The sequence below is a fragment of the Streptomyces iconiensis genome (genome assembly GCF_028657195.3).
In the GTDB taxonomy this organism is placed as follows: domain Bacteria; phylum Actinomycetota; class Actinomycetes; order Streptomycetales; family Streptomycetaceae; genus Streptomyces; species Streptomyces iconiensis.
In genome coordinates, this window is record NZ_JANCPR020000005.1 from 140,326 (window position 1) to 161,754 (window position 21,429).

Annotated in this window: 20 protein-coding genes and 1 tRNA gene; 11 read left to right on the plus strand and 10 right to left on the minus strand. The window is 69.1% G+C overall.

The genetic code is table 11. The annotated features are described in order from the left end of the window. The first annotated feature begins 77 nt into the window (after positions 1 to 77). Both NMN56_RS06485 and NMN56_RS06490 read left to right on the plus strand, forming a co-directional pair. Positions 78 to 734 carry an FMN-dependent NADH-azoreductase gene (locus NMN56_RS06485; RefSeq protein WP_274042785.1) on the plus strand — a complete coding sequence of 219 codons (657 nt, stop codon included), beginning with the start codon at positions 78 to 80 and terminating at the stop codon, positions 732 to 734. 371 nt (positions 735 to 1,105) lie between these two features. After that, entirely contained in the window at positions 1,106 to 2,620 is a 1,515-nt protein-coding gene (locus tag NMN56_RS06490; protein ID WP_274042786.1) for an MFS transporter, read from the plus strand. 64 nt (positions 2,621 to 2,684) lie between these two features. On the opposite strand, the gene NMN56_RS06495 is transcribed toward NMN56_RS06490, so the two are convergent. Continuing rightward, positions 2,685 to 2,768 (minus strand) — tRNA-Leu (locus NMN56_RS06495). A gap of 311 nt (positions 2,769 to 3,079) precedes the next feature. Here NMN56_RS06495 and NMN56_RS06500 point away from each other — a divergent pair. The 6 genes from NMN56_RS06500 (at position 3,080) to pknB (ending at position 11,190) form a co-directional block, all read left to right on the plus strand. Next, complete coding sequence (locus NMN56_RS06500) at positions 3,080 to 3,916, plus strand: FHA domain-containing protein (RefSeq protein ID WP_274042788.1); 837 nt, start codon at positions 3,080 to 3,082, stop codon at positions 3,914 to 3,916. A gap of 10 nt (positions 3,917 to 3,926) precedes the next feature. Beyond that, on the plus strand, positions 3,927 to 4,451 hold the full coding sequence (locus NMN56_RS06505) for an FHA domain-containing protein FhaB/FipA (RefSeq protein WP_274042789.1): 525 nt from the start codon (positions 3,927 to 3,929) through the stop codon (positions 4,449 to 4,451). 21 nt (positions 4,452 to 4,472) lie between these two features. After that, positions 4,473 to 6,128, plus strand: a complete 1,656-nt coding sequence (locus tag NMN56_RS06510; RefSeq protein WP_274042790.1) for a Stp1/IreP family PP2C-type Ser/Thr phosphatase — start codon at positions 4,473 to 4,475, stop codon at positions 6,126 to 6,128. A gap of 15 nt (positions 6,129 to 6,143) precedes the next feature. Continuing rightward, on the plus strand, positions 6,144 to 7,550 hold the full coding sequence (locus NMN56_RS06515; protein ID WP_274042791.1) for an FtsW/RodA/SpoVE family cell cycle protein: 1,407 nt from the start codon (positions 6,144 to 6,146) through the stop codon (positions 7,548 to 7,550). After that, entirely contained in the window at positions 7,547 to 9,025 is a 1,479-nt protein-coding gene (locus NMN56_RS06520; protein ID WP_274042792.1) for a peptidoglycan D,D-transpeptidase FtsI family protein, read from the plus strand. Before NMN56_RS06515 ends, NMN56_RS06520 begins: the two co-directional genes overlap by 4 nt. Before the next feature lie 152 nt (positions 9,026 to 9,177). Next, positions 9,178 to 11,190, plus strand: a complete 2,013-nt coding sequence (gene pknB, locus NMN56_RS06525) for a Stk1 family PASTA domain-containing Ser/Thr kinase (RefSeq protein WP_274042793.1) — start codon at positions 9,178 to 9,180, stop codon at positions 11,188 to 11,190. 105 nt (positions 11,191 to 11,295) lie between these two features. Here pknB and NMN56_RS06530 read toward each other — a convergent pair whose 3' ends face one another. The 6 genes from NMN56_RS06530 to NMN56_RS06555 form a co-directional block, all read right to left on the minus strand. Then, positions 11,296 to 11,958: a class E sortase gene (locus NMN56_RS06530; protein WP_274043107.1), complete on the minus strand. Its 663-nt coding sequence runs from the start codon at positions 11,956 to 11,958 to the stop codon at positions 11,296 to 11,298. Positions 11,959 to 12,184: 226 nt separating this feature from the next. Next, positions 12,185 to 13,570: a class E sortase gene (locus tag NMN56_RS06535; protein WP_274042794.1), complete on the minus strand. Its 1,386-nt coding sequence runs from the start codon at positions 13,568 to 13,570 to the stop codon at positions 12,185 to 12,187. Next, positions 13,567 to 14,235 (minus strand): aminodeoxychorismate/anthranilate synthase component II, encoded by a 669-nt coding sequence (locus tag NMN56_RS06540; protein WP_274042795.1) that lies wholly within the window; start codon positions 14,233 to 14,235, stop codon positions 13,567 to 13,569. The genes NMN56_RS06535 and NMN56_RS06540 overlap by 4 nt, the downstream gene beginning before the upstream one ends. Beyond that, positions 14,232 to 14,450 carry a hypothetical protein gene (locus NMN56_RS06545; RefSeq protein WP_274042796.1) on the minus strand — a complete coding sequence of 73 codons (219 nt, stop codon included), beginning with the start codon at positions 14,448 to 14,450 and terminating at the stop codon, positions 14,232 to 14,234. The genes NMN56_RS06540 and NMN56_RS06545 overlap by 4 nt, the downstream gene beginning before the upstream one ends. Before the next feature lie 75 nt (positions 14,451 to 14,525). Then, positions 14,526 to 15,332 carry a class E sortase gene (locus NMN56_RS06550; RefSeq protein WP_274042797.1) on the minus strand — a complete coding sequence of 269 codons (807 nt, stop codon included), beginning with the start codon at positions 15,330 to 15,332 and terminating at the stop codon, positions 14,526 to 14,528. 44 nt (positions 15,333 to 15,376) lie between these two features. Next, positions 15,377 to 16,114, minus strand: coding sequence for a DUF881 domain-containing protein (locus NMN56_RS06555; RefSeq protein ID WP_274042798.1), 738 nt, complete (start codon positions 16,112 to 16,114; stop codon positions 15,377 to 15,379). A gap of 102 nt (positions 16,115 to 16,216) precedes the next feature. Here NMN56_RS06555 and crgA point away from each other — a divergent pair, with 102 nt between their 5' ends. Then, complete coding sequence (crgA, locus tag NMN56_RS06560) at positions 16,217 to 16,477, plus strand: cell division protein CrgA (protein WP_274042799.1); 261 nt, start codon at positions 16,217 to 16,219, stop codon at positions 16,475 to 16,477. A gap of 281 nt (positions 16,478 to 16,758) precedes the next feature. Here crgA and NMN56_RS06565 read toward each other — a convergent pair whose 3' ends face one another. Together NMN56_RS06565 and NMN56_RS06570 are read right to left on the minus strand one after the other, a co-directional pair. Beyond that, complete coding sequence (locus NMN56_RS06565) at positions 16,759 to 17,655, minus strand: rhomboid family intramembrane serine protease (protein WP_274042800.1); 897 nt, start codon at positions 17,653 to 17,655, stop codon at positions 16,759 to 16,761. A 105-nt stretch (positions 17,656 to 17,760) separates the two neighbouring features. Next, complete coding sequence (locus tag NMN56_RS06570) at positions 17,761 to 18,288, minus strand: peptidylprolyl isomerase (RefSeq protein WP_274042801.1); 528 nt, start codon at positions 18,286 to 18,288, stop codon at positions 17,761 to 17,763. A gap of 215 nt (positions 18,289 to 18,503) precedes the next feature. Here NMN56_RS06570 and NMN56_RS06575 point away from each other — a divergent pair, with 215 nt between their 5' ends. After that, complete coding sequence (locus tag NMN56_RS06575) at positions 18,504 to 19,286, plus strand: DUF5324 family protein (protein ID WP_274042802.1); 783 nt, start codon at positions 18,504 to 18,506, stop codon at positions 19,284 to 19,286. Between the two features lie 77 nt (positions 19,287 to 19,363). On the opposite strand, the gene NMN56_RS06580 is transcribed toward NMN56_RS06575, so the two are convergent. Beyond that, positions 19,364 to 19,882, minus strand: coding sequence for an STAS domain-containing protein (locus NMN56_RS06580; RefSeq protein ID WP_274042803.1), 519 nt, complete (start codon positions 19,880 to 19,882; stop codon positions 19,364 to 19,366). Between the two features lie 175 nt (positions 19,883 to 20,057). On the opposite strand from NMN56_RS06580, the gene NMN56_RS06585 reads away from it, so the two are divergent. Next, positions 20,058 to 21,413 (plus strand): glutathionylspermidine synthase family protein, encoded by a 1,356-nt coding sequence (locus NMN56_RS06585; RefSeq protein WP_274042804.1) that lies wholly within the window; start codon positions 20,058 to 20,060, stop codon positions 21,411 to 21,413. The last annotated feature ends 16 nt before the right edge of the window (positions 21,414 to 21,429 follow it).

Below are 21,429 nucleotides of genomic sequence, written 5' to 3' on the forward strand. Positions count from 1 at the left end.
CAAAAAAGTAAGTGACTGTGTTAGAAATAGTTACGTCGGAAAGTACCCCCTGCTTACGAAGCACTAGGAGCACCCTCATGGCCACACTGCTGCACCTCGACACCTCTCTGTTCCCGCGCGAGGGTTCCGTCTCCCGCGATGTCGCGGCGTCCTTCCGCGCGGCCTGGGAGGAGCAGCACCCCGACGGCACGGTCATCTACCGCGACCTCGCCGCCAACCCGGTCCCGCACCTGGACGGCGTCGGCGCCGCCGCGGGATTCACCGCCGCGGCCGACCGTACTCCTGAGCAGGCCGCCGCCTTCGAGATCCGCGAGGAGCTGGTGAGCGAGCTGGAGCGCGCCGACGCGATCCTCATAGGCGCACCCATGTACAACTTCACGATCCCCTCCACCCTGAAGGCATGGCTGGACCAGGTGATCATCATGGGCCGTACGTTCGGCACGGGCCCGCGCTCGGCCGAGGGCACGCCCGTCACGGTCGTCGCCAGCCGGGGCGGTGGCTACGGCCCGGGCACGCCCCGCGAGAGCTTCGAGTTCGTCCAGAACTACCTCGGCAAGGTGCTGGGCGAGGACGGCTTCGGCCTGGACGTCGAGTTCATCGTGCCGGAGCTGACGCTCGCCGAGTCGTCTCCCGGCATGGAGGGCCTGATCGAGCTGGCCAAGTCGTCCCGCGCCCAGGCACACGAGGCGGCGGAGACCCGCGCCAAGACCCTCGCCTCCAGCCTCGTCGGCTGAGCACGGGCCCGCCGACCCGAGCCGGTCGGCCGTCGCAGGACCCGCGGGGCCCGTCACCCGCCGCCGCCTCGCGGCGTACGCAGCCCCCGTACGGAACCCGCACCCACCACGACAGCACGGAGCCCCCCGCCCCCGGAGCCCCGCGCGCCTCCCCCTCTGGCGCGCGGGGCTCGTGGTTTCCAGCCCGGACCCCGCACGCGGCCCGACCCTCCCTTGCCGTCCGGTACGTCCGGCCCGGAACTGGCCGGAACCGACCGCTCCCGGATGCCCGGTGGCTGATCAAGTACCTTGACTTCAAGCTCAGTTGAAGTTCCACCCTGTGGGTTGCCGCCCCTTCTCTTCGCATGCCCGAGAGACAGGAGAACCTCCCCATGGGGACCACCACGTCCCGACCCGATCCCCGCGTGACCCTGCTGGCCGTCCTGCTCGGTGTGCTGGTCGTGGCGATGTCCATCGCGGGCACCGCCGTCGCCGTTCCCCGTATCGGCGCCGACCTGCACGCCTCCGGCACCCCTCTGCAGTGGGTCGTCGCCGGGTACAACCTCGCGTTCGCCGCCTTCACGCTGGTGTGCGGTTCGCTCGCCGACACGGTCGGAAGGCGCCGCACCTTCGCCGCCGGGGCCACCCTGTTCGCGGCCGGCGCGCTGGTGAGCGCGGCGGCACACGACATCTGGCTGCTCGACGCGGCACGGATCCTCGCCGGAATCGGCGGCGCCGCCGTGATGGCAAGCGGTGGCGCGCTGCTCGCGAACACCTTCGAGGGCCCGGCACGCACCCGCGCCTTCGCCGCCATGGGCACGATGGCCGGTGTGGGCATCGCCATCGGCCCCAGCCTCTCCGGCTGGCTGGTCGACGCGCTCGGCTGGCGAGCGAGCTTCGTCGTGTACGCCGTCGTGGGCGCCGTCATCCTCCTCGGCACCATGAAGATCGCCGAGTCCCGCGCGGCCGAGCGGACCCGGCTGGACAAGGCAGGCGCCGTGACGTTCGTCGCCGGCCTTGCGCTGGTGATGTTCGGCATCATGCAGGGCCCCGAGTCCGGCTGGAGCAGCCCGCTCGTCCTCGGCACGCTGGCCGCCGGGCTGGTGGTGCTGGTGTTCTTCACGGCACTGCAGCGCCACCGCGAGCACCCCGTGCTCGACCTCACACTGGTGCGCGACCCCCGCTTCCTGGGCTGGAACCTGGCCACGCTCACCACGTCCGTCGGCTTCCTCGGCGTCCTGGTGTTCCTGCCCACCTATCTCCAGGGCGTCAACGGCGCCTCGGCCCAGGCAGCGGGCGCGACCATGCTGATGCTCACGGCCCCCGTTCTCGCACTCCCGCCACTGGGCGGTGCGCTCGTCAACCGCGGTGTACCGGCGCGCGGTCTGATGACGGCGGCACTGCTGCTGGTCGCGGGCGGCAACGCATGGCTGAGCGTGCTGCGTCCCGGCATCGGTACGGCGGCGCTGCTGGGCCCGCTGCTGCTGATCGGGATCGGCATGGGCATCTCGTTCGGCATCACCGACGGGCAGGCGATGAGCGTGGTCGAACCCAGCCGCGCGGGGATGGCGGCCGGCTTCCTCAACACCGTGCGCGGTGCGGCCGAGGCCCTGGTGATCGCCGTGTTCAGCGCCGGGCTGCTGAGCCTGCTCAGCTCCCGGCTGGGCTCGCCCGAACTCGCGGGCCGCGTGGCCTCAGGAGAGCTGTCCGGCGGCCAACGGGCCCTGCTCGCCGACGCGTTCACCGATGCCTGGCGGGTGATGCTGTGGACGACGGCGGCTCTCTGCGCGATTGCGGCATGCGTCGTACACGCATTGCTCGCCTCCCGGCGGACGCCAGGGGGTAACGGTACGGCGACGGTACGGAGTCGGGAGGCCGATACGGCGAACACCGCCGACGCGGTGTAGACGCGGGCGGGAGAGCACACGAAGAAGGCCCTCATCGTGATCACGATGTGGGCCTTCTCTGCTGTGCGCGAGGGGGGAGTTGAACCCCCACGTCCTTTCGGACACTGGAACCTGAATCCAGCGCGTCTGCCTATTCCGCCACCCGCGCATTGGGTGTTGTCGGTGCGGTGCCGGGCGGGCGCCTGCCGACATCGAGAAGATTAGCACGGTGACGGGGGTGGACTCACATCCGTATCCCGAGGCTCTGCGGGACACTCGACACGAGGCCCTTACGATCCATGCAAGGGTGTGAGGCACTGTGAGGGGCAACACTTGAGCGCCCGGCCCCAGCAGGGAACCAGCCGATTTCCCCGCGCGTGGATACGATCAGTAAGCAGTACCGGAGACACGTCGTGCCCGCATCCGGGGACACTGGTAAGCGGGCACTAGGTCCGAGGGCATCTGGGAAGGAGGTGCACCGTGGGAGTTCTGAAGCGCTTCGAGCAGCGACTCGAAGGTCTCGTCAACGGCACCTTCGCGAAGGTGTTCAAATCGGAGGTGCAACCCGTGGAGATCGCGGGTGCCCTCCAGCGCGAGTGCGACAACAACGCGACCATCTGGAACCGCGAGCGCACCGTCGTACCCAACGACTTCATCGTCGAGCTGAGCGCTCCCGACCATGAGCGGCTCAGCCCGTACTCGGGCCAGCTCGGGGACGAACTGTCGAGCATGGTGCGCGACTACGCCAAGCAACAGCGCTACACCTTCATGGGCCCCATCAAGGTCCACCTGGAGAAGGCCGACGACCTCGACACGGGGCTCTACCGTGTACGCAGCCGGACCCTGGCCTCCAGCACCTCACAGCAGCAGTCACCGCCGCAGTCGCCGCCGCAGCGCGGGGGCGCAGCTCCCGGTGGTGCCACGGCAGCGGGCAGTTACCCTCCCCGCCCCGCCTCCACGCCTCCCGTGCCGTCCGGACCCCCGTCCTACGCACCGGGAGGCGGCGCCGGTCCCGCCGGGCCGCTGCCCGGCGCCGAGACCAGACGCTGGATCGAGATCAACGGCAACCGGCATCAGATCTCCGGGCCGACCCTCGTCCTCGGTCGCAGCACCGAGGCCGATGTCCGTATCGACGACCCGGGCGTCTCGCGTCGCCACTGCGAGATCCGGGCCGGAAACCCCTCCTCGATCCAGGATCTGGGCTCCACAAACGGAATCGTGGTAGACGGACAGCACACAACGCGCGCTACGCTCCGCGACGGCTCACGCGTCGTCGTGGGCAGTACCACGATCATTTACCGGCAAGCCGAAGGGTGAAGCGGGGGCAATGTCAGAGCTGACCCTCACGGTCATGCGGTTGGGATTTCTCGCCGTACTGTGGCTGTTCGTCATCGTGTCCATCCAGGTCATCAGAAGTGACCTGTTCGGCACCCGTGTCACCCAGCGCACCGCCAGGCGCGCGGAAGGGCAGCGTCAGCAGCAACAGCAGCGGCCCCAGCAACAGCAGCGCCAGCCACAGGGCGGCGGTGGCCGCCGCGCGCGTGGTGGCGGCCGGAACGCCCCCACCAAGCTGGTGGTGTCCGAGGGTTCCCTGACCGGAACCACGGTCGCCCTTCAGGGGCAGACCATCTCCCTCGGCCGCGCGCACGATTCCACGATCGTGCTGGACGACGACTACGCGTCCAGCAGGCATGCCAGGATCTATCCGGACCGTGACGGCCAGTGGATCGTCGAGGACCTCGGGTCGACCAACGGCACGTATCTCGACAGGACCCGGCTCACCACACCGACGCCGATCCCGCCCGGAGCGCCGATCCGTATCGGCAAGACGGTCATCGAGCTGCGGAAGTAGTACCGACATGACGACCGGAGGGTGGGCACCGTGCGGATGTACCCCGAGCCGACGGGCGAGGTGCGCATGAGCCTGTCACTGCGCTTTGCCGCCGGATCACACGACGGCATGATCCGCGAGCACAACGAGGACTCGGGATACGCCGGTCCACGGTTGCTCGCGGTCGCCGACGGCATGGGCGGCCAGGCCGCCGGCGAGGTCGCCTCCTCAGAGGTGATCTCCACCATGGTCCAGCTCGACGAGGACATTCCCGGATCGGACATCCTCACCTCGCTCGGCACCGCCGTTCAGCAGGCCAACGACCAGCTACGAGTCATGGTCGAAGAGGACCCGCAGCTGGAGGGCATGGGCACCACGCTCACCGCGCTGCTGTGGACCGGCCAGCGCCTCGGGCTCGTACACGTCGGCGACTCGCGCGCCTACCTGCTGCGTGACGGACAGCTGTCGCAGATCACCCAGGACCACACATGGGTGCAGCGGCTGGTGGACGAGGGCCGGATCACGGAAGAAGAGGCCACCACCCACCCGCAGCGCTCCCTGCTGATGCGCGCGCTGGGCAGCGGCGACCATGTGGAGCCCGACCTGTCGATCCGCGAGGTGCGCACGGGCGACCGCTATCTGCTGTGTTCGGACGGGCTCTCCGGGGTCGTCTCGCACCAGACGATGGAGGACACGCTCGCCAGCTACCAGGGCCCGCAGGAGACCGTGCAGGAGCTGATCCAGCTCGCGCTGCGCGGAGGCGGGCCGGACAACATCACGTGCATCGTCGCCGACGTGCTGGACGTCGACGCCATGGGCAGCGAGGACACCCTCGCCGGCCGGCTCAACGACACCCCCGTCATCGTCGGCGCCGTCGCCGAGACCCAGCAGCCGCTGGGCGGCGACCCCGGCACGCTGCGCACCCCGGCGGCGCGCGCCGCCGAGCTGGGCAGGGGCGGCGGAGTGCCGCCGCAGCAGGGCCAGGGGAACGGCGCCCCCGAGGGATTCGGACCGCCCAACGGCGACCCCTCGATGGCCTCGGCAGCCGGCACGTTCGGGCCGTACTCGGACGAGGACTTCACCAAGCCGCGGCGCAAGGGGCGCTGGGTCAAGCGCTCCCTGTGGATCGTGCTGGCCCTCGCCGTCGTCGGTGGCGGCCTCTACGGCGGCTACCGCTGGACGCAGACGCAGTACTACGTGGGCTCCAACGACGAACACGTGGCTCTCTACAGAGGCATCAGCCAGGAGCTGGCGGGCGTCACGCTCAACGAGGTGTACCAGGACCGGCCCGAGATCGAACTCAAGTACCTGCCGCTGTTCCAGCGCAAGCAGGTGCGCGAGACGATCGCGCTGAACAACCTCGACGAGGCGAAGACCAAGATCGACGAACTCGGCAAGCAGGCCGAGGTCTGCAAGATCGTCGCGGAGCAGAAGCAGCAGCCCAAGAAGCCGCCGGGCGACAAGCAGCGCAAGGACGAGCAGAACAAGCCTGGGGACGCCGGCAAGCAGAACGGCGGGGCCGGGACCGGAACCAGCGCGGGCACCGGCACAGGCACCGGAACCCCGGCCGCCTTCAGCCCGGACTCCACCAGCTCCACCACCAGCGAACCCACTCGTGCCAGCACCAGCACTCCGACACCGAGCCCAGAGCTCTCGGAGAAGCAGCAGGAGCTGGCCAAGCAGTGCACCGCGCCGTAGGGGGCGGCACAAGGCATGAGCAGCAACCTCACCAACACCGGTAGCAACACCACGGTGTCCCCGGGCGGACTTCCGAGCCGCCGCAACACCGAGCTGGCGATGCTCGTCTTCGCGGTGCTCATTCCCGTGTTCGCGTACGCCAACGTGGGACTGGCCAAGGAGGGCTCACTCCCCACCGGCATGCTCAGCTACGGGCTCGGGCTCGGGCTGCTCGCGGGAGTGGCACACCTGGTCGTACGCCGCTGGGCGCCGTACGCCGACCCGCTGATGCTCCCCATCGCCACCCTGCTCAACGGCATGGGCCTGATCTTCATCTGGCGGCTCGACCAGGAGCCGAGCATCACCCACAAGGCCACCGGCGGTGAGGCGGCGCCCACCCAGATGATGTGGTCCGCGCTGGCCGTCGGGCTGTTCGTGCTCGTACTGGTCTTCCTCAAGGACCACCGCGTACTCCAGCGCTACACCTACATCTCCATGGCAGCGGCCCTGGTGCTGCTCGCGGCACCGATCTTCTTCCCCGCCAAATACGGCGCGAAGATCTGGATCACCATCCCCGGGGTCGGCTCACTCCAGCCGGCGGAGTTCGCGAAGATCATCATCGCGGTCTTCTTCGCCGGCTATCTGATGGTCAAACGGGACGCGCTCGCGCTCGCCTCACGCCGCTTCATGGGCCTGTACCTGCCCCGTGGCCGCGACCTCGGCCCCATCATCGTCATCTGGGCGCTCAGCCTGATGATCCTGGTCTTCGAGACCGACCTGGGCACCTCGCTCCTGTTCTTCGGCCTGTTCGTGGTGATGCTCTACGTCGCCACCGAGCGCACCAGCTGGATCGTCTTCGGGCTGGGCCTCTCAGCCGTCGGCGCCATCGCGGTCGCCAGCTTCGAGCCGCACGTCCAGGGCCGCGTCCAGGACTGGCTGGACCCCATGCAGGCGTTCAAGGACGGCTCCGAGCAGCCCATGCAGGCCCTGTGGGCGTTCGGCTCCGGCGGAACGCTCGGCTCCGGGCTCGGCCAGGGCTTCTCGCGACTGATCAACTTCGCCGCCAAGAGCGACTACATCTTCGCCACCGTCGGCGAGGAACTGGGCCTGGCCGGCCTCATGGCGATCATCCTGCTGTACGGGCTGATCGTGGAGCGCGGCATCCGCACCTCGCTGGCCGCCCGTGACCCCTTCGGCAAGCTGCTGGCCGTCGGCCTCGCCTCGGCCTTCGGCCTCCAGGTCTTCATCGTCGCCGGCGGCGTCATGGGGCTGATTCCGCTCACGGGTATGACCCTCCCATTCATGGCGCAGGGTGGTTCGTCCGTGGTCGCGAACTGGGCACTGATCGCGGTGTTGCTCAAGATCAGCGATACCGCCCGGCGCCCGGCCCCGGCCCCAGCTCCCTCACCCGATGCCGAGATGACCCAGGTGGTCCGTCCATGAACAAGCCCCTGCGCCGGATCGCGATCTTCTGCGGTCTGCTCGTCCTGGCCCTGCTCGTACGGTCCAACTGGCTCCAGTTCGTCCAGGCCGACGACCTGAAGACCGACCCGAAGAACCGCCGCGTCGACATCGCGCGCTACGCACAGCCGCGCGGCAACATCATCGTCGACGGCAAGAACATCACCGGCTCGACGGTCGTCAACGGCAACGACTTCAAGTACAAGCGCACGTACAAGAACGGCGAGCTGTGGTCCCCCGTGACCGGCTACGCGTCGCAGGCGTTCGGTGCCAACCAGCTGGAGAAGCTGTACGACCCGATACTGACCGGCGACGACGACCGGCTGTTCTTCAACCGCACGATCGACATGCTCACCGGCAAGCAGCAAAAGGGCGGCAACGTCGTCACGACGCTCAACGCCAAGGCGCAGAAGGCGGCGTTCGACGGGCTCGGTGACAAGAAGGGCGCTGTCGCGGCGATCAACCCGAAGACCGGTGCCATCCTCGCGCTGGCCAACAAGCCCTCGTACGACCCCTCGGTCTTCGCGGGCAACAGCGAGAAGGACGGCGAGAAATACAAGGCGCTCCAGAGGAAGAACGACAAGGACGACCCCACGCTGAACAGGGCGCTGCGCCAGACGTACCCGCCCGGTTCGACGTTCAAGGTCGTCACGGCCGCGGCCGGCCTGGAGAGCGGCAATTACGACCTGGACGGCAAGACGGACTCGCCCGATCCCTACCGGCTGCCCGACTCCAGCACCGACCTCGGCAACGAGGGCAACAACCCGGCGTGCAAGAACGCCAGCGTCCGGGTCGCGCTCCAGTGGTCGTGCAACACCGTCTTCGCCAAGATGAGCAACGATCTCGGCAACGACGAAATGATGAAGATGTCCGAGCAGTTCGGGTTCAACCGCGACCTGGACGATGACTCGCAGGACACCCCCGTACGCCCGGCCGTCAGCGAGTACCCCAAGGACAACAAGCCGCAGAACGCCCAGGCGGGCATCGGCCAGGCGTCCAACCGCGCCACCCCGCTCCAGATGGCCATGGTCGCCTCGGCCGTCGCCAACGACGGCAAGCTCATGAAGCCGTACATGGTCGACCAGCTCGTCGCGCCGAACCTCAACGTCCTGGAGCAGACCAAGCCCAAGAAGCTGAGCCAGCCGGTCTCGGCCGAGAACGCGCAGAAGCTCCAGCAGGGCATGGAAACGGTTGTGAACGACGGCACAGGAACCGCGGGCAAGATCCCCGGCGTCACCGTCGGTGGCAAGACCGGCACCGCACAGCACGGTGAGGACAACAAGGACAACCCGTACGCCTGGTTCATCTCCTACGCGAAGACCGGTGACGGATCTCCCGTCGCCGTCGCTGTCGTGGTGGAGAGTTCCGACACACTCCGTGGCGACATCGCGGGCGGCAAGCTCGCGGCCCCGATCGCGAAGAGCGTGATGGAAGCCGTGCTCGACGGGAAGCGGTGAGAAGCGGCCAGCACCACGGGTGACCCCGGTCACCACGACCACTCCGGGCACGTAGGGGCGGTTGGGTACCGTATGCCGAGCAGCACACCGCCGTGTCGTAGCCGGACGTTCCACACGCCGCGGCACGGAAGACCGGAGAGGGCTGGAGACTTATGGAAGAGCCGCGTCGCCTCGGCGGCCGGTACGAGCTGGGCTCGGTGCTCGGCCGGGGAGGTATGGCCGAGGTCTACTTGGCCCAGGACACCCGGTTGGGCCGTACGGTCGCCGTCAAGACACTCCGCGTCGACCTCGCCCGTGACCCGTCGTTCCAGGCCCGCTTCCGCCGTGAGGCCCAGTCGGCCGCCTCGCTCAACCACCCGACGGTCGTCGCGGTCTACGACACCGGCGAGGACTACGTGGATGGCGTGTCCATCCCGTACATCGTCATGGAGTACGTCGACGGCTCCACGCTGAGGGAGCTGCTCCACTCCGGGCGCAAACTCCTGCCCGAGCGGTCGATGGAGATGTGCGTCGGCATCCTCCAGGCGCTGGAGTACTCGCACCGCAGTGGCATCGTGCACCGCGACATCAAGCCGGCGAACGTCATGCTGACGCGCAACGGCCAGGTCAAGGTCATGGACTTCGGCATCGCCCGCGCGATGGGTGACTCCGGGATGACGATGACCCAGACATCGGCCGTCATCGGCACCGCGCAGTACCTCTCGCCTGAGCAGGCCAAGGGCGAGTCCGTCGACTCCCGCTCCGACCTGTACTCGACCGGCTGCCTCCTGTACGAGCTGCTGACCGTACGGCCGCCCTTCGTGGGCGACTCCCCGGTCGCCGTCGCGTACCAGCACGTGCGCGAGGAACCGCAGCCGCCCAGCGCCTTCGACCCCGAGATCACGCCCGAAATGGACGCGATCGTGATGAAGGCCCTGGTCAAAGACCCGGACTACCGTTACCAGAGCGCCGATGAGATGCGCGCCGACATCGAGGCATGCCTCGACGGGCAGCCCGTCGCCGCGACAGCGGCCATGGGCGCGGCGGGCTACGGCGGCTACCCCGAGGACCAGCCGACGGCCGCGCTGCGCGCGCAGGACCCGCAGACCTCGATGCTGCCGCCCATGCGCCCCGACGACGGCGGCTTCTACGACGAGGGGCGCGGGCGCCGCAAGCCCCGTAAGAGCCCCCTCTCCACGATCCTGCTGGCGCTCGCGGTGATCCTGGTGCTCGTCGGCGCGATCTTCGTCGGCAAGGCGCTGCTCAGCTCGCCTCCGAACGATCCGTCGGTGCCCGACGTCAAGGGCCTCTCCGCCTCCGATGCCAAGACCCAGTTGAAGAACTCGGGTCTGAAGGCCAGCGTGGGGGAGAGCGTCTACTGCAAGGCCAAGAAGAACACCGTCTGCCGCACCGACCCCGTCACCGGCAAGCGGGTCGACCGTGACAGCACGGTCAGCCTCCTGATGTCCAAGGGCACGGCGCCCCGCGCGGTGCCCGACGTCGAGGGCGATGTCTTCGCCGACGCCAAGCAGGAGTTGAGCGAGGCGGGCTTCAAGGTCGGCAAGAAGACGCAGGAGTCCGAGGAGACCGCCGGTACGGTCCTGGACCAGGACCCCTCAGGCGGCCAGAAGATCCAGAAGGGCTCGAAGGTCACGCTGACCGTCGCCACCGAGGCCCGGCCCACCGTGCCCAACGTCGTCGGCAAGAGCTACTCCGAGGCCGAGAACCAGCTCACCTCGCTGGGCTTCAAGGTGACCAAGGAAGAGCAGGACGACGAGTCCAAGCCCGCCGACACCGTCCTGAAGCAGTCCCCGGGCCCCGGCAAGGCAGCCGAGGGCACGGAGATCACCCTGAGCGTCGCCAAGGCACCGGACGACGAGCCCGCCACCGTTCCTGACGTCACCAACAAGACGCTCGGTGACGCCAAGAGCGAGCTGGAGGGAGCCGGCTTCACCGTCGGCGCCGTACACGGCGACCAGTCCGACGAGGCGATCGTCGTCACCACCAACCCCGGCGCCAACTCCGAGGGCAAGAAGGGCGACTCGATCGAGGTCATGACCCGGCCGCCCGGTCCGGACGAGGGCGAGGACGGCGGCGACGACGGTGGCGGCCTGCTCGGCGGCCTGAGCCACCACGAGCGGGACAAGTGGAAGCAGGAGCGGGACAAGTGGAAGCACGGAGGGTGAACGCCCTCGTCCTACGGGCCACGGCAGGACGGGTCCCGTAAGACGGGTCCCGTAGAGCGGCTCCCGGCTCCCGTGGAACGCCCCGAGGACGCCCCCGGAGGACTGCTAGCGCAGTTCCTTCGGGGGCGTCCTCTTGTCGTCCACGTCCTGCGTACGCACCAGTTCGCCCCAAACGACGTACCGGTAGCGCGACGTGTAGACCGGGGTGCACGTAGTCAGCGTGATGTAGCGCCCGGCCTTCTTCTTGCCGGACTCCTTGGGTACGGGAGAGAGGACGTCGACGTTGTACTTGGAGGTCTGCGGGAGCGTGGCGTAGACCTTGTAGACGAACCAGGTGTTCTTCGTCTCGAAGACGACCGCGTCGCCCTTGCCGATCTTGTCGATGTCGTGGAACTTCGCTCCGTGCCCGTCGCGGTGCGCGGCGAGCGAGAAGTTGCCCGACTGATCCTGCGGGAGCGCGGACTTGACCGGCTTGTCGTAGTAGCCGGCGATGCCCTGGTTCAGCTCCTTGGGGTTGGTCCCCTTCTTCACGAGGATGTCCTTCTCGGACATCGAGGGCACGTGCAGAAAGCCGATTCCGTCCTTGGTGTCCAGGCTCCCCGGCGTCCTGTCGGCCGCCCAGTTGTCGCGCACCCGGTCGCCCTCGCGCTTGGAGTCCCGGTCGGCGAGCACGTTCGTCCACCACAGCGAGTAGACGACGAAGAGCGCCAGCACCAGGCCCGCGGTGATCAGCAGTTCGCCGAAGACCCCGACAACGGTCGCGATCACGCCACGTGTACCGCCGCCACCGTCCCGCGCCGCTGCGGGCGTACCGCTGCCGCCGCCGTCCTCTCCCGGGGGCGCGGCGCCGTCGCCGGTGCCGTCGATCCGGCGCTCGCCGTCCGCGCCCTCCCCGGCGCTGCCTGGGCCTTCCGGATCTCCCTGTGTGGTGGTCTCTGTCACCTGGTCCGCCGCCTCCACGCTGTCGCACTCGCTGCCCGGGCGACCGATCCGTTCAGTCGACGAGCGCGTCCGGCTTCCCCTCGCTGCGCGGACGCTCGTCCACCATTTTGCCCCAGACGATCAGACGGTACTTGGATGTGTATTCCGGGGTGCACGTGGTCAACGTGACGAACCTTCCCGGCCCCTTGAAGCCCGACTCGGCCGGAACCGGGTCGATCACACCCGTATTGGACGGCGAGGTGGACGGGAGCTGGCGGGTGACCTTGTAGGTGTAGAACTTCGACTGCGTCTCCACCACGACCTCGTCGCCGGTCTCCAGCTTGTTGATGTAACGGAACGGTTCACCATGGGTGTTGCGGTGACCCGCGAGCGCGAAGTTGCCCTTCTTGTCCCACGGCATCGCGGTCTTCAGCGGCTTCTCGCCGTAGTGCCCGACCATGCCCTTGTCCAGAACGGCGCTCTTGGAGACGCCTTCCGCGACCGGTGCCGTGATGCCGATCTTCGGAATGTGGATGACGGCGAAGCCCTCGCCCGGCTCGAAGGCGCCCGCCTTGCGCTCCGGGTCGACGCCCTTCTTGCCCTGCTTCTTCTCGTCCCACTGCTTCTGGAGATCGCTGGTCGCTCCGCCTGCCTGCTGACCGGCGCGCACATTGCTCCACCACACCTGGTACACCACGAAGAGCAGCATCAGCACGCCGAAGCTGATGAACGCCTCGCCTATGAAGCGGCTCGCGATGATGCCGGGCCCGGGACGTGCGGCGCGCAGCGCCCTGCGCGCCTCCAACCGCGTGGGCCCCGGGGGCCGTTCGACACGCGGCGCCGCCGGTACGTCACGCCCTGGCGCCCCGGCCCTGCGCGCCTCCAGCTCCTCCACCCCCGGCTGCCGCAACCCGACGGTCCTGCGGTCCCCCTCCCCCTGCCGCCCGTACGGGACGTGGGGAGCGGGTGCCGGGGCGGGTCTCGGGGCCGGTGCGGGTGCGGGTGCGTGTGCCGGTGCGGGAGCGGGTGCGGGTGCCGGTGGTGTCGGACCCGGTGCCGGTATGCGGGGGTCCGCGTACGCCGCGCCGTCCCAGTACACCGTCTCGGGCTGGACCGGCTGGACCGGCTCGGCATACTGGACCGGCTCGGCCTGCTGGACGTGCTGGGCCTGCTGGACGTGCTGGGCCCGCTGCGGCTGGTACTGCCCGTGCTGGGGCGGTGACGGGTACTGCTGAGGCGGTCCCGGGTGTTGCTGCGGCTGAGGCTCCGGCTCCGGTTGGCGCTGGCCGGGTAGGGGATCGTTCAGCGGGTCGGCGAGTGCGTCGACGGCCTCGCGGTACGGGTCGCGGTCCTGATCCGGTCCTTCGGCGCTCGCCCGGGTATACGGATCTCCTCCGTACGGATCGCCCCCATAGGGCTCGCCGTACGCGCCGCCGTGCTCAGGGCGCACGGACGTCACCCGCCGACCGTCCCCAGACCGGCTGCGCGCGGCACCCCTGTCAGACCGGCCGACCGCTCGACTGCGCCCTCGTCCCCGCACCGCACCAGCCAGTTGGCCAGCATCCTGTGCCCCCACTCGGTGAGCACCGATTCGGGGTGGAACTGCACGCCTTCTACGGGGAGTTCACGGTGGCGCAGGCCCATCACGAGGGCGTCGTCGGCGTCGGGAGCCGAGCCCGTCCAGGCGGTCGCCTCCAGTGCGCCGGGCACGGCACCCCGTACGGCGAGCGAGTGGTAGCGGGTCGCGGTGAACGGCGAGGGCAGCCCGGCGAACACCCCGGAGCCCTCGTGCGAGACCCGCGAGGTCTTGCCGTGGAGCAGTTCGGGAGCGCGGCCGACCACACCGCCGTAGGCGACGGCCATGGACTGCATGCCCAGGCACACACCGAAGACGGGAAGGCGGCGCCGCGCGCAGTGCTCCACCATGGAGATGCACACCCCGGCCTCCTCCGGCACCCCGGGCCCCGGCGAGAGCAGCACGCCGTCGAAGCCCTCGTCGGCATGGCGGAGTTCGACCTCGTCGTTCCGCACGACCTCGCACTCGGCGCCGAGTTGGTAGAGGTACTGGACGAGGTTGAAGACGAAGCTGTCGTAGTTGTCCACGACCAGGACGCGGGCGCTCACGCGACGATCCCCGTCCCGGCGGAAGCGGCGCCCTCGGCACCGCCGGCCGCACCGGCAGCGCCGTCGACGGTCACGTCGTTGAACGGGAGCATCGGTTCGGCCCAGGGGAAGACGTACTGGAAGAGCAGGAAGACGACCCCGGCGACCAGCACCAGCGAAATCAGTGCGCGCACGATCACATTGCCCGGCAGATGCCGCCAGATCCAGCCGTACATCCCGCGATGCCGTCCTCTCTCCTCCCGTGCCCCACGGGGCACGCGTGCCGTCCAGGCCCACCCCAGAGTACGGCGTCAGCGGGTGAGCGCGTCCGGCTTCCCCGCAGAGACCGGCTGGGTCGCGTCCAGGTGGGCCCAGGCGATGAGCCGGTGGCTGCTGCCCCACTCTGGATCACAGGTCGTAAGAGTGAGGTAACGACCAGGCTTGGAGAACGGCGCCACCCCCTTGTCGAGCGGCGAGGGAACGGAGTTGAGCACTCCGGTGTCGCTGGGGAGCGTGCGGTACGGCCGTTTGGTGATCGTGTACGTGTACCAGGTGGCGCCGTCCGTCACCACGACCGGATCGCCGGAGCGCAGCTGGGGGAAGTCCTTGAAGGGGTCGCCGTAGGTGCGCCGGTGGCCCGCGACGGCGAAGTTTCCCTTCTGTCCCAGGCCGGCCGTACGAGAGTAGTGACCGAGGCCCTTGCGCAGGGTCTGTTCACCGGTGTTCTGGAGAACGGGCCTCGACCAGTCGCGCCCGAAGCGCGGGATGTACATCACGGCGAAGGACTTGCCGTCCTGGTAGGCGCGGGGGCCCGGAGGCGTTCCCGGAGTGGCCGCCGAGCCGCCCGCCTGGCCCTCGTCCCCGCTCCCCGCTTCCTGTCCGGCTCCGTCCCCCTGTCCGGCGCCGGAATCCGCGTCCCCGGCGCCGGCTTCGTCTCCCGCGCCGCCTTCCAGGGGTGCGTCGGCCCACTGGTCCTGGAGGCGTTCGATCTCACCGTCGGCGGCGTTGTCGGCGCGCATTCCCGTCCAGTAGAGGACGTAGACGACGAACAGCACGATCAGTACGCCGATGGTGATGCACAGTTCGCTGAAGCTTCTGACTACCGCTCGTAACGTCACCGCCGTCACTCACTCCCGACCGCTCGCCGATCCCAGTCAGCCGCTCACCGCAGGGGCTTCGCGTGCTGGAGATCCACTGTGCCGGAGTAGCCCGGAAGAGTCATCGCCTTCTCCTCGTCGACTTTCCAGCCGAGGCCGTAGGCGTCCACGTATTCCTGGTAGTTGCGGATCGCGGGTGACTTCTCCAGTGCCTCGTTGAGCTTTCCTGTGTCGCCCACGGCGGTGACGGTGTAGGGCGGCGAGTAGACCCGGCCCTGGAGGATCAGCGTATTGCCGACACAGCGCACGGCGCTGGTCGTGATGAGCCGCTGGTCCATGACCTTGATGCCCTTGGCCCCGCCCTTCCACAGCGCGTTGACGACGGCCTGGAGGTCCTGTTGGTGGATCACGAGGTCGTTGGGCTGCGGATCGGGAAGCCCCGGCACCTTGGCCGTCGCGTTGGTCGGCGCGTCATCCAGCGTGACGGTCAGTCCGGAGCCCTTCACCTTCCTCAGGCCGGCGCCCTTCTCCAGCGAGCCCAGTTGGCGCTTCTGCTCCTTGGTGGTGCCGTCGTCGCGCTGCGCGAGCGCGTCGACCTGACGGCGCACGGCGGCGGACGAGCTGTCGAGTTCGGCGTTCTTCCTGCTGCGTTCCTGGATCAGGTCCGAGAGCCGCAGCATCGAGTCGTCGCTGCGGATGTTCGTCCCTTGCGCTGTGTTGAAGCTGACCCAGAAGATAAGTCCTGCCAGGGCGAAAACGCCGAGTGCGGCCAGCCGGGCAGGCCGGATGAACGATCTGGTCACCGTACCCTTGTCTCCCTCCGCCCCGGGAAACCACTACGCTAACGGACCACCCTCCCCGTGGACCGTACGGCGGTCAGCAGCGCATCGACAGGAGAGTCTCTCGTGCCGAAGTCACGGATCCGAAAGAAAGCCGACTTCACGCCTCCGCCGGAGAAGAAGGCCACGAACATCGACCTCCGTGGCGGTGGTCGCCGGTGGGTGGCACCGCTCATGCTGGCGATGTTCGGCATCGGCCTCGCCTGGATCGTGGTGTTCTACGTCACGGACGGCGGGCTGCCGATCGACCCACTGGGCAACTGGAACATCGTGGTCGGCTTCGGCTTCATCGCGACCGGGTTCGTGGTCTCCACCCAGTGGAAGTGAGAGTTATCCACAGGCTGATCCACAGCCTTGGAAAACTCACAAGATCTGTGGATAACTTTCCGAGTGTTGACGCCGATGTGACCGGGGCTCCGTAGGGACGAGCCCCGGTCGCCCCGTAATTGCAGGGGAAACGGACGTCTGAACGACTACGGACGGCGGTACCGCGCCCCCCGTACTCCATGCACAAGATCCCGCACTCGCTGTGGACAACTCACCCGGAGCGAGGCTCTGTCCACCGTTGGGAGCGGTTCTCCACCGCTGCCGGGGCGTGGGCAGCGGCGTCATGGGGTGAGCTGCATCGTGCGCACCACCAGTACGGCGACGGTCGCCAGCAGGGCCAGCGCGAAGGCCCCGTACTGCACCAGCTTCCGCTTCTCGCGCGGCGCGTGAACCATCGCGTAGGCGAGCAGCACGCCCACGACGAGGCCGCCGATGTGAGCCTCCCACGCGATGTTGTTCCAGGTGAAGGTGAAGACCAGGTTGATCGCGAGCAGGATCAGTACCGGCCGCATGTCGTAGCGCATGCGCCGCATCAGGATGGCCGTCGCGCCGAACAGCCCGAAGATCGCTCCCGAGGCGCCCAGCGAGGGCTGCTGGGGCGCCGCGATCATGTAGGTGAGCGCGCCGCCGCCGAGCCCCGAGACCAAGTAGAGCCCGAGGAAGCGCACCCGGCCCAGCGCCGCCTCCAGCGGCGGGCCCAGGAACCACAGCCCCAGCATGTTCATCGCGATGTGCCAGATCTCCTGGTGCAGGAACATCGAGGTGAGCAGGCGGTACCACTGGCCCTCGGCGACGCCCTCGACGGGCCCGTACGCCTCGGTGGCCGCTTGCCCGAACAGCAGCATGCGGTCCAGTAGCTGGTTCCCGCCGGCCAGGACCGCGAGGAACACCGCCACATTGACGCCGAGCAGCGCCTTGGTGACCAGTCGGGGGTCCGACGTGAGGCTGCCGCCCGCTATCGTCCTCGGCTGATTCGCGCCCGGCGGGTGTCCGGTGCCCGAGCCTGAGCTGACGCACTCGGGGCACTGGAACCCGACGGAGGCGGGGATCATGCAATCGGTGCAGATCGCACGCTCGCACCGGGCGCAGGAGATCCCCGTTTCCCTGTCGGGGTGCCGGTAACAGAACGCCGGGCCCCGCTGCTCCGCCCGGTCCCCCGGCTGTCCGTTCTGCTCCATCGCTCCGACCCCTCCGTCTCGTTCACGCGCCGCCCCACCTGTCCTCTCTCTACGGACAGGTGGGGCGGCGCGGTTCCCCGGCTGTATTCAGCGGTGACAAGCCGCTCAGCGGCGCTCGATCACGACCGACTCGATGACGACGTCCTCCAGCGGACGGTCGGTGCGCGGGTTGGTCGCGGTCCCGCCGATGGCGTCGACGACCTTCTTGCCCGCCTCGCTGGTGACCTCACCGAAAATGGTGTGCTTGCCGGTCAGCCACGTGGTGGGTGCCAGGGTGACGAAGAACTGCGAGCCGTTCGTGCCCGGGCCCGCGTTCGCCATCGCCAGCAAGTAGGGCTTGGTGAAGGCCAGGTCCGGGTGGATCTCGTCCTGGAACTCGTATCCAGGGCCGCCGGTTCCGTTGCCCAGCGGGTCTCCGCCCTGGATCATGAAGCCGCTGATCACGCGGTGGAAGACCGTGTTGTCATACAGCTTGTCGGTGGACTTCTGGCCCGTTGCCGGGTGGGTCCACTCGCGGGAACCCTCGGCGAGCTCCACGAAGTTCTTGACCGTCTTCGGCGCGTGGTTGGGGAAGAGCTGTACCTCGATATCGCCTTGGTTCGTCTTCAGGGTGGCGTAGAGCTGCTCGGCCACGATCTACCTTCCATCTGTCTGCATTGACTCTCCCGATCCTCCCACGGACGCTGAGGAGGGGGCTGCGCCCCGTAATGACCCGGATGCCCGCCCGTGGCATGCCGGGCAGGGCAGCCACAGGCATGATCTTCGAAACGGGTGGAAAACGACTTCCTGTCCCCTCCGTATCTCCGGAGAGACACCCCAGAGCCAGAGCCACCGAGGAGGAGGAACCCGTGACCCGCAAGGACAGCGCGTGCGCCGGCAACGGCAGCGCCAGGGCAGCCAAGGCCGCTGAGGCGGCGAAGGCGGCCAAGGGCACAGCGCGCCATGCAGCGGAGGCGATGGCGCCGCATGTGGAGAGCGCCAGGGACACCGCTGCGCGCTACGCACAGGAGGCGGGTGCGCGGCTGGGCCCCAAGGTCTCGCACGCCGCACACAACGCCCGCCACACGGCACGCGAGGGCTACGACCAGTACGTCGTTCCCCGTGTCTCGCAGGCCCGTGAGGCGTTGCCCGCCGAGGTGGACAGGGCAGCGGCGCGCGCGGCCAAGCGCACCCGCCGCGCGGCACGCGAGGCCGCCCGTTACGCGGGACCGCGCCTCGAACACGCCATGTCGGACGTACGCGCCGCCGCTGGGCCCGCACGCGAGGAGGCCACGGCACGGGGTGCGGCGGCCGTCGCGGCGCTGCGCGGCGAGGTGACGGTCGAGGAGATCGAGAAGGTCACACGCCGCCGCCGTCGCCGCGCACGCACCGGAACGTTCCTGAGGCGCGCTGCCGTCGTGGGCCTGGTGGCAGGGGGCGCCTACGCGGCGTGGCGCTGGTGGGACCGGCAGACGAACCCGGACTGGCTGGTGGAGCCGCCGGCCGCGACCGAGGTCAGTGACCGTGGCTCGCTGACGACGGTTCCGACGGTGAACGGCTCGCACTCCGAGACGGGCGGGGAAGCGCCGCTCGACCCGGAGGTACAGGCCAAGCAGGCCGACGCCGAGGCCGATGAACGGCGTGACCAGTAGCGTTCAACCCGAACGTGACCAGCGGCATGCCGGAAGCGCGACCAGTGGCACTCAGAAAGCGAAAGGGGCGGGAGCCCTCAGGTCTCCCGCCCCTTTCGCATGCCCGGCCTCTCCGTACCTGGCCCGGCGCCCTCGTCGGCGCACGGGCCACCTTCGCCGTCCAGTGCCGGGCCGTCCGGTGCGGGCTCTTCCAGCGTCGGTACGGGGGCGAGCAGCGTCGCCAGGCCCGTGATCCGCAGGAGTCTGAGCACCTTGGGGTCGTCGCAGACCATCGTGAACGTTCCGTCGCTCGCGAGTACGCGGGCACGCACGTCGACCAGCAGCGCGAGGCCGCTGCAGTCGATGAAGCTGACCTGGCGCAGGTCGGCGACGATCCACGGCCGCTGAACCGCCGTCAGGGCGTAGAGCTGCGGCGTCGTCGCGAGCACGACGGCGAGGTCGATCTCGCCGTACAGCTCTACGACGGTGCGCCCCCGCGCGGTCCGTGCCAACACCGTTCCCCCCGGGCTGTCGTCCGGCCGGTCCGGCCGTCCCGGCCCGTCCGGCCAGGTGAGGGACCGGTCGCTCTCGTCCCTGTGTCGTGCCATCGGTGCCATGACGTATGACCTTGTGACCCTTTGACCTTGTGATGCGCGGTTCCCTGAAATCGGCCCGTCAGCATAGGCAGCGCCTCCGGGGGTGGCGCTGCGCCACCCCTCCACAGTCACCCGATCGAGTGGATTTCGCCAACTCTCCTTGCGGGATGGCTTCTGACGAACCGTTACGAAGACGGTGAGTACGCATAGCGATGAGGGACTGCCCCTGCTCGACCCGCAGCGGGAACTGTGCGGGCTACTGGGAACCGGTTCGGGGAAACACCGGCGGGAACGGGACGCGACGTCGACGGCGGAGGCGTTCGCCGAGGTGCGGGAGCGCGTGGCCGCCGAGCGGCTGTGGAAGGCCGAGCCGGCGCCGGGGCACGGCCGGGAGCCCCTGGACGCGCTCCCCGCACTCGCCGCGCTGGACCCACGCTCCGAGCCCGTACTGCGCGCGCGTGCCGAGACGGCTGTGGCCTGCCTCCAACTGCTGGTGCGCCGCTATCAGGACGACGAGGAGCTGCGGGACTTCCTCGCCGTACCGCCCGTACTGCGCCGCTGGGTCCTCGACCAGCCCGATCCCGCCGGGCTCAGCGTTGATCTGTGCCGCCTGGACCTGCTGGGCGACACACTCGGCACGGTCAGGGTCCTGGAGTTCAACGCGAGCTGCCCCGGCGGTGTGCTCTCCGCCGGCATGCTCAACCGCTTCTGGCGCGAGTCCTCGCTCAGCCCTCTGCTGGAGGAGTGGGCGCTGCCCGAGGCGCCCATCGAGCGCCCCACGTGGTTCGCCGACTGGCTGCTGCGGTACGGGCTTTCGCACGGGCTGGCCGAGGAGGAGACGCACCGGGTGGGCCTGTTCCGCCCGCCGCACGGCACCACGTTCGAGTTCGGGCTCATGACGGACCAGTTGCGCGCGCTCGGCAGGAAGGTCGTCGAACTGGACCCCGCCGACCCGGAGCCGGCTCGGGGAGTCCGGCTGGGCTACCTCAAGTACATCCCCGTGGACGCGCGGCCTGCCGCCGAGTGGGACACCTTCTGCGACCGCGTACGCCGCGGCGACCTCGCCGTTCCCAACGTGCCGGGGGAGCGCTGGGTGGCCGAGAACAAGCTGTGCCTGGCCGCGCTCTCCGACCCCCGCTTCCGGCGCCTGTTCACGGACCCGCAGCGCGCGACCCTCGACGCGCTGGTCCCGTACAGCCGCAAGCTGGGTGACGGCATCACCGAGGACGAGGCCGTGCGGGAGCGCGCGCTGCTCGTGCTCAAGGCCCCGTACAGCTGCCGCGGGCAGTCCGTCCTCATCGGCGCCGACACCGCGCCGGAGGAGTGGGAACGGGCCGTACGTGACCCGGCACGCAAGGGCTGGCTGGTGCAGGAGAAGGTGAGCACGCCGGCGCTGGAGACGGCCGAGGGCCCGTACTTCCGCGACCTGGTCGTGCCGGTGCTGGAGGGCCGCGTCATCGGCTACGGCAGCCGGATGAGCCATGGACACCTGCTGAACACGGCACGCGGCGGCGGCACCCCCGTGCTCTTCGCGCCCCACCCGCTGACGTGAGGCGCGAGGGGCCCGA